Origin of the sequence: Photobacterium swingsii, assembly GCF_024346715.1 — a bacterium.
GTDB classification, from domain to species: Bacteria; Pseudomonadota; Gammaproteobacteria; order Enterobacterales; family Vibrionaceae; genus Photobacterium; species Photobacterium swingsii.
This window is the reverse complement of sequence record NZ_AP024852.1, coordinates 2,010,611-2,025,626: the sequence shown is the minus strand read 5'-3', so window position 1 is coordinate 2,025,626 and position 15,016 is coordinate 2,010,611. Positions and strand designations below refer to the sequence as shown.

11 protein-coding genes are annotated in these 15,016 nt (G+C 43.1%); all 11 read left to right on the top strand.

The features are described 5' to 3' along the window. Positions 1-9: 9 nt before the first annotated feature. On the top strand, positions 10-960 hold the full coding sequence (locus OCU77_RS09480; RefSeq protein WP_048898448.1) for a hypothetical protein: 951 nt from the start codon (positions 10-12) through the stop codon (positions 958-960). A gap of 144 nt (positions 961-1,104) precedes the next feature. Further along, a complete protein-coding gene (locus OCU77_RS09475; RefSeq protein WP_048898447.1) occupies positions 1,105-2,268 on the top strand; it encodes a hypothetical protein in 1,164 nt (387 codons plus the stop codon). Positions 2,269-2,332: 64 nt separating this feature from the next. Continuing rightward, on the top strand, positions 2,333-3,481 hold the full coding sequence (locus OCU77_RS09470; RefSeq protein ID WP_048898446.1) for a D-alanine--D-alanine ligase family protein: 1,149 nt from the start codon (positions 2,333-2,335) through the stop codon (positions 3,479-3,481). Positions 3,482-3,489: 8 nt separating this feature from the next. Then, positions 3,490-5,706: an MFS transporter gene (locus tag OCU77_RS09465; protein ID WP_315972508.1), complete on the top strand. Its 2,217-nt coding sequence runs from the start codon at positions 3,490-3,492 to the stop codon at positions 5,704-5,706. Next, positions 5,706-6,863 carry an ABC transporter substrate-binding protein gene (locus OCU77_RS09460; protein WP_048898444.1) on the top strand — a complete coding sequence of 386 codons (1,158 nt, stop codon included), beginning with the start codon at positions 5,706-5,708 and terminating at the stop codon, positions 6,861-6,863. The genes OCU77_RS09465 and OCU77_RS09460 overlap by 1 nt, the downstream gene beginning before the upstream one ends. Next, positions 6,863-7,594: an ABC transporter substrate-binding protein gene (locus OCU77_RS09455; protein ID WP_371701219.1), complete on the top strand. Its 732-nt coding sequence runs from the start codon at positions 6,863-6,865 to the stop codon at positions 7,592-7,594. Before OCU77_RS09460 ends, OCU77_RS09455 begins: the two co-directional genes overlap by 1 nt. Before the next feature lies 1 nt (position 7,595). Continuing rightward, a complete protein-coding gene (locus tag OCU77_RS09450; RefSeq protein WP_048898443.1) occupies positions 7,596-8,588 on the top strand; it encodes a type VI secretion system-associated FHA domain protein in 993 nt (330 codons plus the stop codon). After that, complete coding sequence (tssJ, locus tag OCU77_RS09445) at positions 8,589-9,065, top strand: type VI secretion system lipoprotein TssJ (RefSeq protein WP_048898442.1); 477 nt, start codon at positions 8,589-8,591, stop codon at positions 9,063-9,065. It abuts the gene before it with no gap. Further along, entirely contained in the window at positions 9,065-10,387 is a 1,323-nt protein-coding gene (gene tssK, locus OCU77_RS09440) for a type VI secretion system baseplate subunit TssK (protein WP_048898441.1), read from the top strand. The genes tssJ and tssK overlap by 1 nt, the downstream gene beginning before the upstream one ends. Before the next feature lie 10 nt (positions 10,388-10,397). After that, complete coding sequence (gene icmH, locus OCU77_RS09435; RefSeq protein WP_048898440.1) at positions 10,398-11,540, top strand: type IVB secretion system protein IcmH/DotU; 1,143 nt, start codon at positions 10,398-10,400, stop codon at positions 11,538-11,540. Positions 11,541-11,545: 5 nt separating this feature from the next. Continuing rightward, positions 11,546-15,016, top strand: coding sequence for a type VI secretion system membrane subunit TssM (tssM, locus tag OCU77_RS09430; RefSeq protein WP_244915180.1), 3,471 nt, complete (start codon positions 11,546-11,548; stop codon positions 15,014-15,016).

Here is a 15,016-nt window from a genome sequence, read left to right as displayed (position 1 = left end):
ATATTAATTATGCCTGAGTTAGATATTGGCAAGCAGTTAAAGGCGGGCAAAGCCGATCCTATTATCGACCTTGCACTAGGTAGCGGAAAATTCACTGAATTAAACGCGCTGATAGATAAGCATGTAATTGATAAAGTTGAGCAAAAAGCCATTATTCAGGAAACAAAGCAAAAGTTTTCTGCCAACTTTAGCCGAGTTGCTGCGCAAAAATTACAAGCATTTGCATCACCAAAAATGTCTGATTCAGATAGCTTTATCAGCCATGAGCGCTACAAGCGTGGTACATACGGTGGTGGCGATTACCTTGATAATTCGGCACATGCATACGAGTCTGCAACCAGCGGTCGCTTTTATAAAGCCCGTCGTAAAATTGTTGACTTGGTACGTGTGCAAAAGAAAAGCCCAGTTAAATTCATCAAGCTACCATTTACTCTGATTCCTGGTGGTGAGATTGCGGTTAAATATACCTTTAAAGGAATTGAAGCTGTAACTAAGGCGATGGGTACTGCGCGTAAAGCACGCAAACGCCAAAAGTACGATGCGGCAAACTTAGACAGTTTAAGTGAAAACTTGGGTGAAAAAGAGGCTCTAAGAAAAATTGCCAAATGGCACGCTAAAGATATTTCAGATCTTGGGCAAAAATTACAGCGTAATTTAGCCAAATTAAAACAAGCAGCAGTATTACTGGATAATCGTCAGGTTGTACTTGAGCGCTTAATTGAAAGTACGTTCAGTATTGATGGTCTTCATCATGATGAATTTCAAGAAAGCATGAAAATCAAGAAGGCACGCAACGATGTTGCCATGAGCTATCACGAAGTGAAGCATTATATAAATAAGATCCAGCAGATGTGTTTTGTCATGCAAGCAACCTCTGTGGATGTTACGGCGCATATTACTTGCTTTGATGCTTATTTAGATGAAACCAAAGAATTGGTTGACTGGTCTTTTAACCATTAATCAGACAGGCACCAAAGCTATATCACTTAAGGTTCATTTCATCCCATGAAATATTAAAAATGGGGCGTATTGAGTAGAGGGTAATACTGAATATGCCCCGGATGAACTTAAGTATTTATCAACGAATAAATTGTGAGTTGAATTATGTTTGGCCGAAAAAAAAGTTACGACTTAGAAGCTGCTAGAAATAGAAACGACATTTTAGAAAATGCAGGGATTGCAGGTGTAGGTACAGCCGGGACTTACACGCCATTAGGTAAGAAAAGTGGGGCTAAAGTAACGGCACGTCAAAAAAAACTACCTAAGCAACAAGGTTTTACTAAGCAAAAAGCGATTGATGAAGCCAAAATTTATGGCGAAGTCGTTAATGAGATGCGCGGCGATATCCTAGGTTTTGCTGGGGATTGGGCTAGCGCAACGAAAGACATTGTTGGCGCGGCGAAAGGTGAAGGCTTATACACTACCGGCAGTGGGATCGAGTTTGGTAGTGCTGGCGACATCATTGGCACAGTAAAACTTGGCTACGATATTCTGTCAGAGATCTATGAGTGGTCGGGTAAGCGTGATGCTAGAAAGCTGGAAGCTAACCCAATTTTATCGCCAATGGATGCGAATTCGTACCAAAACACCAAAACAGCCGCTTACTTTAAAAAGCGTTGTGCGAAGAAAATTGGTGGTGCGGCCGTTTCATTTACAGGTGGTGTGCTATCTGGCGTAACACATGTGAATGCGTTAGGGGCTGCGCGTCATGGCCGTTCAGACGCTAAAACCATTGCTCACTTAGTGCGTCTAAACGAGTCACTGAGCCAATTTAAAGGCAAAGGGTTAGCATTAGAATATAAGCTCTGTGAACTTATTATCGACTGTAAAAAGCTGAAGCTTGAATCGCAAACTGCGGCACTAGCAACTGATTGTATCCCAGGAAATGTGGTTACAGGTGCTGCGACTGCTGCCGCTGGCTTTATTCATGGTCAATCATTGGCATATCGCCTGAGTAAGCTTGCTCCTGCGATTGATAAAGTGGCAAAGATTCTTCACTACCGTGCATTCCATGAAATGAACGTCGACTACGGTCTGGCAAACATGTTTGGTGAAGAAGCGTTACCACTGGAATATGACGAAGAAACCCCAGCATTAAATATGGTGCGCGAGCTGTTTGCACAAGCAGCAAAAATCGAAAAAGAACGCGTAATTGTCAATATCAAAGGGCACAAATTGAAAGTCGGCGGTGAACATTACCGTGCGGATAAATTAATGCGTGAACCTGCGGGCTGGCTAACCATTGTCGATAAGCTAACCCTTATTTGATTATTAAGAGTGGCTAATGAATTTGATTAGCCACCAAGTTTTAGATTGAGATATTGAGTTTTAAATGAGTGTATTTAGCCGTAGTCAGCAAACATGGATTCGTGAATTCTTAAAAATTGCTGTCGTACATGGTGGTGAAAAGTCGCAGCCTGAGAATTTCATTTACGAAAACCTAAGCCCACGATCAACCAAAACGTACCAACCTGTCGCCTGTGATATTGCAGATGCACTATGTGAATCAGGTTTTAAGCACGTTTGTGTGTTGCCCGAAAACATAGATTTACCACAACGATTAAAAGAACTGAATATTGATCTAGTCGTGACTAATAGTGGTGGTTTGCAAGGCTTTGACTCGATGTGTCACTTACCATCGATGTTAGAAATGCTGGGCGTACCTTATGTAGGTCACTCACCGATGACTGCGGGTGTTTTAGATAATAAACACCTGTTCAAGCACGAAATTAACGCCGCAGGTATTCCAACTGCACCTTTTATTACTGTTGCGCTTGGGGAAGATATTCACTCTATCGCAAATCAGCAAAAGTTAGACAGTATGGAAGCGGAATTTGGTTCGACATTTGTGGTTAAGCCTGTTTCTGGCCGTGCATCTGTTCATGTTTATCCTGTATTTGAACGTGACCAACTTAAACAGAAGATTGAACAAGTCCAAGCCGCAACCAATAACACTGTGATGGTTGAACCTTTTTTGTCTGGTCGTGAGTTTGTAGTGGCTGTTGCTGGGCCTGTGGTATTTAAAAATGATGAGCTAAGTAAGCGTGATGAGCCGCTTGCGTTCTCGATCACAGAGCGTGTCTTGTTAGAAGATGAGCCTATTTTTACCTCTATGGATGTTAAACCGATCACAGATGATCGTTTATTGAAAGTTGACGATCCTGAGCTGCGTAAACAATTGGCCGACTTGGGGATCAAAATCTTCAAACAACTTGGTCTACATACTTTGGTGCGTGTTGATTTACGCATGGATAGCCAGGGAAAGCTGTATGTTCTTGAGACTAACCCTAAGCCGGATCTAAAGCGTCCTGAAGGCAATAAGCTGAGTATTGTTTGTCACGATATTAAAAGTGAGGGCATGAGCTACCATGACTTGATTCAATCCATGGTATTTAATCGCTTAGTCTATCTAAACAATACTCGCCCGGGAGCATTATCACATTGCTTCAACGATAAATTTGCAAGCTTAGAGAGCGCTTAGGTTTAGTTGTGGGAACAGTTAAATATAACCTTCGGCTCACCTTTGGCACAGCAATAGTGACAATGTCACTATTGCTAGTGCTGATCGTAGGGTATGCCCAAGCGCTGAAAAGCTATCGTCAATTATCTATAGATGCGGTGATGGCGCAAACAGAAGCGACCCGTCTTGGTATTGAACAGGTGCTGAAATCTGGCGTGCCCTTATCAGACATTGCGGGTTTGAATTTAGTCCTTCAGCCAATTGTGAAATCAGATACGTCAGTGACAGGCTTAACCTTGTTAGCGGGTAGCCAAACGCTGTATCAAACAGGTGAGCAAGATGATGAAGGTAATTCAATAACCATAGCGCTAAATAATAAATTTTCACAAATAGGGACATTGAAAGTTTATTTAAGCCAGCAAAAAGTGAAAGAGAAGGTAACCAGTACCTTTCAGCCAATGATGTGGTTGATCCTTATCTTGTTGCTTATTTTCATTGGTAGCGTGTTGCGTAGTCGTAAACGAGCGGTGTATTTAACCAGTTTCACCGTGGTGTTCTTTGCCATGACTGTTTGCGTAATGATGCTGGTGGGCAGCTTATACCGTGATGGTCTACACAGTAAGGCGGTATCACTGGCAGATATCGTGAGTTACCGCTTATCACCTGTGCTTGAGTACAACATTGGTCGTGACATGTTAACGGGTGTCGATAGCATGCTGGATCATTTCCGCTTAGCCAACCCTGAGCTTGCCAGCATTTCGGTATATAAACGAGCTGAACTTGTGGCGAACAGTGTTGATGAACATGCCATGGGGCAAATGATTGTTAACAGTGGTGGGCTTCAGTATTCCTTACCAACCGCGGGTGATGGTGAGGTTCGCCTATCGTATCAAGCTGAAATGGTGGTAGGGCAACTTGCACAAGTGCTTAAAAACTTTGCGATCCTATTTTTTGCTTGTGGTCTTGTCTGTTTTGCCTTCATTCGCTTATTGAGCGGTGAGTTAAATCAATCATCTAAAGACCAAGTCTTAGAACGCCTAAAACCGCTGTTTTTAGGTGCGGTATTGATGGAAGCTTTGATGGCGCCAATATTGCCACAATTTCTTACCTCAGTAGCTGAAGCTAATGGTTTAGGGGCGGGGGCCTCTTCACTATTTTTTGCGCTTTATTTCTTGGGGTTTGCGCTTACCTTGTTACCAGCTGCACGATTGATTGAAGCGTACGACATTCGTCAGGTACTTTTCTTTGGCATTGTACTGTCAACATTCGGCTGTGCCTTATTGGGATTTAGCGAGTCAGGCGAAATGTTCAAAGTTATTGCTGCACGCTTTATTTCAGGCATCGGGCAAGCTTTGATCTTTATTTCGGTGCAAGGCTATATTCTGCGCTTTAGTGACAAACGTAATAAAACGCAAGCCGCGGGTATCATAGTGTTCTGCTTTAACGCGGGCTTTATTTCTGGTGCGGCAATTGGCGCATTACTCGCGAGCTACTTTGGTGATATGGGGATCTTCACTATATCTGCTGCGATTGGCACTGTGATGTGTCTGTTTAGTCTGATCTTACCCTCCATGCAAGCAACTGAGAGTACATCGGGCAACCTTATCAGCAATATCAACGCGATGGCCGTTGATGCATGGCGATTAATTAAAGTACCAGCGTTTATTCGCACCATGGTATTGGTGGGGATTCCGACCAAAGCGGCGTTAACCGGTGTTGTGTCGTTTGCTGTTCCGTTGATCTTGGCGGAGAAAGGGATCAGCAAAGAAAGTATTGGTCAGGTGCTTATGACTTATGCTGCGATTGTATTGTTGGTGAGTTACAAAGTTGGCCCTTGGGTTGATAAGTATGGCAGCAGTAAAGCCGCGTTAACTTTGGGTAACTTTTTAGCTGGTATTGCCTTAGTGACACTGGCTGTTGCTTTCAGCATGGAATCCGACTTACTTATCGTTGTGTTAACCACAGTGGCGATGCTCTTTATGGGCGCTTCGCATGGTTTGATCAATGCACCTGTAGTTACGCATGTTGTAAATGCCACGGCTCAACAACAAGGCTCAGATTCTTCAGTTGCTGCGACTTACCGTTTCTTAGAACGTCTTGGTCACGTATCGGGCGCCATCATTATTGGCCAGTTGTTGTTTTGGTTCTCTATCGAGCAAGCTTTGCTGATTGTCGCTTGTTTCTTCGCTATTGCCGCTATCTCTTTTATGGCCTTTGATCGCCAACAACAGCAGGAGGCCAAATAATGAAGCGCTTGATGATAGAACGTCTTATGACGTTTGTGATGAGCAGTTGCTTGATGTTGATTTCATTTCTCGCTCATGCGAATTGGCCTGAGTGGCTGGGGGACGATTTACAACCTACAGCGTCGAGCCATTGGAAAGCGGAGGTAACGGAAGACAGCGTACTGTACTCAGCAAAACAAGCACTACCACGAGTGTTAGTGATTGTGTCTCGCAAAGCGACATCGTATGACGTTGCATTAAAAACCTTGTTAAGCGAATACAGTCGCGAACTCCCGCAAGCACAATGGGTAGTAAGAAAATTGCCATCAACACAGGTGGAATTAACGACTTTGTTGAAGCAGGCAGAAAGTAAAGTCAATCTCATATACACATTAGGCTCTAAAGCGACTGTCGAAGTGCGAAACGTTTATGCAGGAGGGAAATTACCTGTTATTTCTGTGAACGCAAAAGATCCTGTGCAGTTAGGGCTGATTGAACATTACAGTGGTTCGGGTGATAACTTTGCTTTTACCTCGCTTAATCTACCTGCTGATGTGGTGTTGAACTTTATGCAGCGCTTTAAGCCAACGCTAAAAAGTATAGGTATTTTGTATGCCAACACTAACCGCAGTGCATACCTCACGCAGTTTTTACCGCTAAAGAGAGTGGCAGAGCAAGCGGGCATCAAGATTGTGCCTATTGCAGTAGACGAAACTATGGCGGATTTAAAGCTAGATGCCGCAATGAGTCGGGGTATTCAGCAACTGCAAGCAGATGACCCTCAATTAGCACACTCAGTGCTGTGGCTCACGGGTAGCTCAAGCTTGTTGTCTCGTGTCGATGAAATTAACCAGTATTCAAAAAAGTTAGCCTTGATCTCGGCAGTGCCTGATGTGGTTAACCAAACCGAACACAGCGCGTTAATGTCGTTTGGTGTGAGTTTTGTGAACAATGCTCACCAAGCTGCGATATATGGCTTGCAAGTGATTAAAGGTGAAATAGACGTTGGTCAGCTTCCTGTGGGAGTGATTTCACCACCAGATATTGCAATTAGCTTTCAGCAAGCAAAACGGATCAATCAACAAGTGCCTTTCGTTTTAATGGAGATGGCAAGTGATGTTTATGGTGTCAATGGCACAGTTATCCGCCTCGATGGTAAACCGGTGAAGGAGCGTTAATGAAGTTGTTTGCATCTTTTCGAGTGCCCCAAATGGCGTTGTTTGCGGTAATGCTCAGCAGTGTGTTCTCGACGAGCGTTGCACAAGCAGAGTCTCGTCCTGAACGCTTGTTATTAGCCACACAAGAATGGCGCCCTTATCAATATCAAGAACGTGGAGTAATGAAAGGGCCAGGGATCACTCAGCTTAAATGTGCAATGAAAGTGCTGAAACAGCCTTACCAAATCACGATGACAGACTGGGATCGTGCGCAAATTTTAATTGAAGTGGGTGAGCAGCATGGCTTTTTCCTCGCATCAAAAAATGGCATTCGCGATAAATACGCTGATTACTCTTCACCGGTAATGCAGCAAACATGGAGTTGGTTCAGTTTGTCAGACTCGATTGATACCGAAGATCCCATGTTTAAAAAAGAAGTGATGGTGACAGCGCTGTTTGGGTCAAACAAATGGTTTTGGTTACAAAGCCAGGGCTACCGAGTGGAAAAAAAACCGCGTCGGCCTACAGCGTTAGTGGAACTATTGCTTTCAGGCGAAGTGGGTGCCGTGCTTGCCAATGATTTTGTAATGGAATCGGCTATCAAAAAATTGGGTGTAAGCCACCGAGCAATTACAACAACAAAAGTGAATGACAAACCATTAGGGGTCTACTTCTCGAAGAAATTCACGAAGCAGTATCCTCGTTTTATTAAAGAGTTCAACCAAGCTGTTCAGCAGTGTAAGGAGGGGTAGCATGCCGTTATCACTAAGAATTATCAGTTCTCCAGATGGGGAGCCTATTACTGCATGGGCGCATAATTTTCCTGATGAAGGAGGCAGTATTGGTCGCGCATTTGGTTCGACCATGCAGCTTTCTGATGCATCCCGTGAAATTTCAGGTACGCATGCATTGATTAGCCGTAGTAGCCGTGGCTATCAAATAATGGATGTCAGCACGAATGGCTTATTTATCAATGGTAGCCATGAGCCTCTTGGGCGAAATAACCAATCGACGCTTAGTGACGGTGATGTTCTGAACTTAGGTAAATACAGAGTGATGGTTTCTTGCTTTATTCCTGAAAAGGCACAAGCAAAACAATCGCAATCTATCGACGAACCGCTATTAAATGGTTGGGAGGATGATCCTTTTGGCGTTGAGTTACCTTCTGTTAAAACGCATTTAGAAGCTGTACCAGATGAAGCGAATCGATTTGAGCAAGTGCTGTCATTCACTGCAGCATCACAAGATAGCGTCATTGAAGACCCATTTTTAACGAAAGAACCTGAAGTTGTTTTAGATAGCACGCTACAAACCACCAGTGTGTTTCAAGATGATGGCTTTGATGATGATCCTTTTGTGGATGATAGCATGAGCCAGCTAACGTCTATTCCTCGCGAACAGCAGCGAGGTACTTTGCAAGAACGTCAACAGGTAGGCACAAGTGTTAGTTCGCCATCAATGCTTGATCCGCAGCAGCTCATGATATTTCAAGCTAAGCAGCAAGAACTCATGATGCAGGCTGCAGAAATGGCGCTTGAGCGTTTATTGACAGATATAGCACCAGCGTCTTTGGAGGGATTATTTGATGACTTAGTGCCTAAGCGCTTTTGGGGCAAGAAGTCAGATTATTGGTCAATGTATCAGCGTTATTACGCGCGTCAGCAAGATAACAACGAATGGCAAATGAAGTTCAAAGCCTACTTTGCTGAAAGTCTACGCATTAAACAAACATTTGGAGATAAGTAAATGAAGCGCACTCTTTTTATTGTCTCTGCATTGTTAATGCTAAATGGTTGCAGTAGCTGGATGTTTTGGAAAGACGATAGTCCAGCGCTAGTGATCGCACATGTAACCGCGGCTAATAACATCAACCCGAATATTGACGGCCTTGCGTCACCACTTGAGGTAAGAATCTATCAACTTGCGGATAGTGAAGCATTTAAACAAGCCAGTTTCTTAGACATATATAACGATGACCAAGGTGCGCTAAAGGCCGATCTACTCTCCAAACGTCAGCTGGGAAGCGTACTACCAAACGGTAAGCTTACGGTGGAAATCCCACAAATGAGTGAAGTGAAATATATAGGTGTGGTAGCAGCATTTGCGAATTATCGAGAAGCAAAAAATAAAGTCATTATGACCATCGAACCTGATTCAAAAATAGAAGTAAACGTAATGATCGACGGTATTAACGTGAGTGTTACGGATCTAGAGGACAAATAATGGATAAGAATAAAGTCGTTTGGTCTGAAGGGATGTTTTTAAGTCCCCAGCATTTTCAGCAACAAGAACGTTATTTAGAAGGTTTTACGAAAGATTATTGTGGGTTGATGAATCCATCTCGTTATGGCCTTGCGGATTTTAACCTTGATCACTCAATGACTAACATAGGTAAAGTCGGCATCAAGAATGCGAGAGGAATATTCCCAGATGGTACACCGTTTGATATTCGTAATGGTTTAGCACTTGATATACCAGCGGGCACTATCGATAAGATTGTCTATCTTGCTATGCCAATCTATCGCTCTGGTGTGGTTAATGTAGGTGAAAAAAGTGATCGTAATCGCCGTTACCACCGTGTTGATCATAATGTGTTTGATACTAGCCGTGGCAATAACGAAGCGTTACAGCTTGAGTTAGCTGAATTAAACATAGTGCTGAAACTTGAAGGTGAAGATCTTCAAGATTACACCTTGATCCCAATTGCGCATGTTTCTGAGCATAAATCAGATGGTGAAATTGAATTAAATCAGGCGTTTATTCCTGCCGCTTTGTATTTCACCGTATCGAATTACCTCAAAGAAGGGGTGAGTGAACTGTACGCACAGATGCAGTATCGTGCGCGATCTATTTCACAGCGTCTCAAAGTGGAATCAGCGAGTAAAAGTCACCAAGCCTTAATGCGCGATTATCTATGGTTGCAGTCGCTAGGGCGTTGGCTCCCTATGGTGAAATATTGGTTAGATGTTGGTACAACGTCACCACAAGATGTGTATCTGCAGTGCCTGCAAATTGCGGGTGAGATGCAAGGGCTAAACGGCGATATGCCGCAAGAATACCAAGGTTGGAATACCCGTAAGCTATATGCGTTATTTTCTACCTTGTTTGTTGATATGCGTATTTTACTTCGTGAGGTACAGCTCGATAACGTCACGACCCTAACATGGGATTCAAGCCTGTTCTTGAAGCGCCGTTTGTTACGCACTTTGGTTCAAGATCGTGGATTATACAATGCGGGGCGCTTTATTTTAGTGGTGTCTTCATCATTAGGTTCGGTTCAACTGAGCGAGCAATTCCCGTTAGCAGTTAAATTAGCCGGTAACAGTGCGATTGCTGATTTGGTAAGAAACTCATTATCTGGTGTGCCTCTACGTACCTTACCGATAGCTCCCTCTGAGCTGAAATTGCGAACTGATGCCGCCTATTTCGAATTGGATACGCAATCAGAGCTATGGCATGAGTTGGTGCAAAAGGATGAGCCGATTGCATTGCACGTCGACAGCCGTATTGGTGATGTTGATATTGAATTTTACGTAATTCGCTAATGGTATCGCTATGACATCGTTATTTAATGAACAAGAAACAATTTCGATACGTCGAGCCGAGTTTAAACCGGGTGTTGCTCAACCAACGGCGACTCAGTCACTTGATTTATCTGGTACTGAGAAAGTTATTGATAATTTGGCCATTTATGAAAACCCATTGTTGAACGCGTGCAGTGAATTATTAGGGCTATTGGTCAGCTTACCAAGAATGTCGTCACCGCTCGATATTGATGCATTTCGCCAACAATTGCTGGATGCGATTGATGATTTTAAACGACGAGGGCTGTTTTTAGATTATCACCCAAGCGTGATTGAAAAAGGCTGTTTTGTATTGTGTGCAGCTTTCGATGAAATGATCCAATACACCGCCTGGGGAGAGCAGATTCGCTGGGAGAATCACTCGGTGCTCAGTAAGGTTTTTAACCAACGTAATGGCGGTGAAGTCTTCTTCCAATTGCTCGATCAGGCGCGTCGTCAACCGTCAAAGTTGGTTGATTTTCTTGAGCTGCAATACGTGTTGATGATGCTGGGCTTTCTTGGCAAATATCGCCATGCCGATCGACGAAAGATCAATGAATTAAAGTCTGAGCTATATATGACGATTCGCCATTTTCGTGAAGAATCGGCGATGCGAGTGCCTGTAACGCCTGAGCTGCCAGTAAAGAAAACGCCTTGGCAGTTTTTAAGTGCACCTAAGCTGATGGCACTCGCCACACTGGTTGTTGTGGGATCATTCATTTTTTCTGAATTTTGGTATGACAGCCGAAGCCAATCAACGATTGCGGCATTCACAACATTACAAATGGATGGCTTTTCCAATTCCTCGCAAGATGAAGACTTAGTTTATGTGAGTACCGCTGCAGACATTGGCCTTGTTGAACCGGAAGCTGCGGAGCCAGTTGCCGTAAAACCAGAAGCCAAACCGGCAGAATGGGAAGTGTTACTGGCAACATTTTCGGTCGAGTCTAATGCCAAACGACTTGCTCAAGACATGCAAGGTACAGGTTATAGCGTGCAAATACGTGAATTGGACAACATGGTTGAGTTGGTCGTACCTAAGCAGGTTGATTTAACCAAAGCTAAGCAATTGAAAAACGAGTTAAATGCGCGATTTGGCTTGAATGCAATTATTCGCCGTAGCAAACAGAGTTAGCAATAATGAAAAAATTAAACCTGAATAAGCCATGGCTGGCTATAACTCTTGCCTTACTGCTTGGCATGCTGGCGACTGCCATCTGGATGCCGAGTGCGACTGATGATGCTTTTCCTTTTCGTACTCTAATGTTGTGGAGCGGGGGGCTATTAAGTGCGCTTAGTGGTTTTGCGTGTTACTGGTATCGTGACCAATCAAAGGAAGCCAAACAAGAGCATGAGGTCGAAGTCTTGTATAAGCAAGATGTGAAAACCATTAATCAAATGTTCATTGAGGCAATCAAACAGCTTAAAGGGCAACGAGTCAACAAGCTGCAAAATATGTACGAGCTGCCGTGGTACGTGCTTATTGGCGGCGAAAAAGATGCGAAAAGTAGCTTATTACAACAAAATAACCTAGAGCCTGTGCTGCATCGTACTTTAGATGAAAGTGATACCGAGCAGTATTTACGTTTTTGGAGTAACGATCACCTAGTTGTTGTCGAGGTCGGTCACCGCTTGTTTGATGATTCAGGTATTGATGATCGTCTATGGCGCGTGTTTGCCCAGCAACTTTCTAAGTACCGCCCGCGCCAAGCTGTTAACGGCATTATTACGGCGATTGGTTGTGACCGTTTACTACAAGGTGATAAGAAAGCACGCCTAACGTTAAGCTCAAATTTGCAAGAGTCTATTTTGGCTTTAGGTGAGCACACTGGATTATCGCTGCCTGTGTATACCGTCTTTACTAAGTCAGATTCTATTGCTGATTTTGTGGATTTCTTTACCAGTTATTCGGGATGTGATCTTGATAACCCATTTGGTGTCACGCTTCCATTTAACGAAAATAATCGGTTTGATCCGCGTGATTTAAAGAAAGAATGCGATGCGATTTTAGCTAATTTAGCCCAGCAGCAGTTTCAGTTATTACGAGAGTCTCGCGAAGAAGAGTCTAAATCTGTTATCGCTTTGCCATACCAGTTACGTGTGTTCTTTGAGCGAGCCAATGAGCTGTTAACTTATATTGGCCGTGAAAATCGGGTACGTCAATCTGTGTGGTTGCGTGGCATGTACTTGCTGACGACCGGGCAGAAGGAGATCAGTTTTGATCTGTTAACTCAACTCGTGGCGGACAAAACAGCGTTTAATGCTGAGGGTATTAAACATCAACAACAAGGACGAAAAAGCCTTTTCGCGACGCGTATTTTTAGCCATGTGATCTTACCTGAATCTAAGATTGTTGGTGTGAACGAGCGTCGACATTATGGTTACTTAGCATTACGCAGCCTTATGGTGATGTGTGTTGTTTCTGGGATTGTCTTTTTGGGCTTACAGCTTCGCGATAACTGGAGTGCAGATGAAGCTTTCCGCGAAAAAGCCATTACTCAATTGAGTTTATACCGAAGTGATATCGATCGCTTACGTGATGGTTTCACCGGCCTTGAAGAAGTAACGCCAGTATTAAATGAGCTGCGTTTGGTGGCTCAAGAAGGCAATCAACCATTATCTTGGTATGACAAAGTTAGCTTTAAACAAACACAAACGGCTGAAGATATTTATCAAAGCTATCAAAAGCAGCTTCAAGTTTTTTTGTTGCCTCAACTAGAAGAAATCTTGAGTAGTGAGCTATATGTTTACGTTAACTTAGGCAACCCAAGTAAGGTCTTTGAGCTGTTACGTTACTATCAGATGCTATTTGATAAACAACGTTTAGATCAAAGTGAAATGATCAATTACCTTGTTGATACCTTAAACGATCAAGGGGATATCTCAGCCAGTAACATTAATAACCTTAGTCAGTTAATGGTCGACCTGTTTTCTAGTGATTATCAAAATGTATTGAAATCCAATGATGAATTGGTGTCGGTTGCAGTGCAAAATTTAGAAGGCCTTTCACCTGAGCGCTTGATTTACGCCCGTGTGAAATCTATGCCTGAATACCGTAATCGCGTGGATATTCGTCGACAATTAGGTGATAAGTTTGACGCATTATTCCAATTTAAAGATGACTTCCATGGTTACCTATTGCCCGAGCTATTTACTCGTCAAGGCCATAGCAAAATTGATTTAACAGTTAAATCTGCGCTACTGAAAAAGCAATATGATGAATTTAAAAGTATCCAAGGTGATATGTCAGGTGCATCGGTTGCTGAGTTGTCTGAGCTGAGTAAAAAAATCCAGCGTTTGTATTATGCGGATTATGTTTATCAGTGGAAAGAGTTGGTTAAGAACATTGAAGTGAAAGATTTCACCAGTGTTTATGATCTTGCGAGTGCCATTAAAATTGCTCGAGAACCAGCGAATAGCCCATTAATTGATGTATTAGATGCGGTGATTGTGAATACCACACTAGCGGCAAAAAATGACACTGATACTCGCGCAAATGCAAAAGCCGCAAACCAGTTGGGTTTGAAAAAGCTGGGTAAGCAGCTAAGAAAAGTCGACAAAATTAATCGTGTTGCTGGGGATGACTTAGTTCGTTTACAACCATCATTTGTGGTTAACGAAGCTTTTAGTCGTTATGCCTCTTTCATGGCTATTCAAGGAAAAAGTAAGAGCGCGCCAATTGATGAACTCATGCTTGAGCTTGATAACCTTAATACTTACTTTGATGCAGCACTAACCAGTAGTGAACCACAACGTGCGTTATATACCAATGCAAAAGCGCATGCTGCTGGGAGCCAAGATGCGTTGGTGAATTTCCGTCGTCAATCGAGTAAAGCGCCGGGACAAGTCGCGGATTGGATCAAAAACTTAGATAAGCAAGCATGGAAAGGTGTTATTGAAGGTGGCGTTGGTTTCCTTAACCAGCAATGGGATGGACAGGTTTATCATTTTTATCGTGAAGCCGTCGAAGGGCGTTTCCCATTTGCATTACAAGGGAGAGGTGAGGTAGCAATTGATGATTTTGCGGCAATGTTTAAACCGCAAGGGCGTTTAGATACATTTATCACTAAGCAGCTACAGCCCTTTGTATACTGGGATAATAATACCTTGAAGCTGGCAGAGGTGGATGGTCGTAAATTACCAATAAAACCAGAAACTCTGATTAGGCTTAATCAAGCGAAGAAAATCAGCACCATTTTCTTTGGTCCAACAGGTCAACAACTTGCCGTTAAACTGAAGTTTAAAGCCAGTTCAATGAGTACTTCTGCCACACAGTTTAGTGTACGAGAAAATGAAAATGTTTTCTCATATCGCCATGGACCACGTTTGTGGAGCCAAGTTGTTTGGCCATCCATAGGCGAAAACGACTATATGTCGGCAAACTTTTATAATGGTGAAAACCGTATCGCAACCAAGTCTTATACTGGACAGTGGGCGCTGTTTAGAATGCTTTTTGATGGTAGTACGAGCGCGACAGGCGATAGAAGAGTACGCAAGCTTCATTATGGGTTAGAAGATCAAAGCATCGTTCTTGAATACGCATTGGACAGTAGTAACAGTGTACTAGACAAGCGCTTGCTAAATAACTTCCATCTCTCAGCTAATCTGTAG

Bases quoted from the DNA above. Each gene is read 5' to 3' on its own strand.
- OCU77_RS09470 (WP_048898446.1), top strand. From the start codon at position 2,333: ATGAGTGTATTTAGCCGTAGTCAGCAAACATGGATTCGTGAATTCTTA.
- tssM (WP_244915180.1), top strand. From the start codon at position 11,546: ATGAAAAAATTAAACCTGAATAAGCCATGGCTGGCTATAACTCTTGCC.
- icmH (WP_048898440.1), top strand. From the start codon at position 10,398: ATGACATCGTTATTTAATGAACAAGAAACAATTTCGATACGTCGAGCC.
- OCU77_RS09475 (WP_048898447.1), top strand. From the start codon at position 1,105: ATGTTTGGCCGAAAAAAAAGTTACGACTTAGAAGCTGCTAGAAATAGA.
- OCU77_RS09455 (WP_371701219.1), top strand. From the start codon at position 6,863: ATGAAGTTGTTTGCATCTTTTCGAGTGCCCCAAATGGCGTTGTTTGCG.
- OCU77_RS09460 (WP_048898444.1), top strand. From the start codon at position 5,706: ATGAAGCGCTTGATGATAGAACGTCTTATGACGTTTGTGATGAGCAGT.
- tssK (WP_048898441.1), top strand. From the start codon at position 9,065: ATGGATAAGAATAAAGTCGTTTGGTCTGAAGGGATGTTTTTAAGTCCC.
- OCU77_RS09450 (WP_048898443.1), top strand. From the start codon at position 7,596: ATGCCGTTATCACTAAGAATTATCAGTTCTCCAGATGGGGAGCCTATT.
- tssJ (WP_048898442.1), top strand. From the start codon at position 8,589: ATGAAGCGCACTCTTTTTATTGTCTCTGCATTGTTAATGCTAAATGGT.
- OCU77_RS09480 (WP_048898448.1), top strand. From the start codon at position 10: ATGCCTGAGTTAGATATTGGCAAGCAGTTAAAGGCGGGCAAAGCCGAT.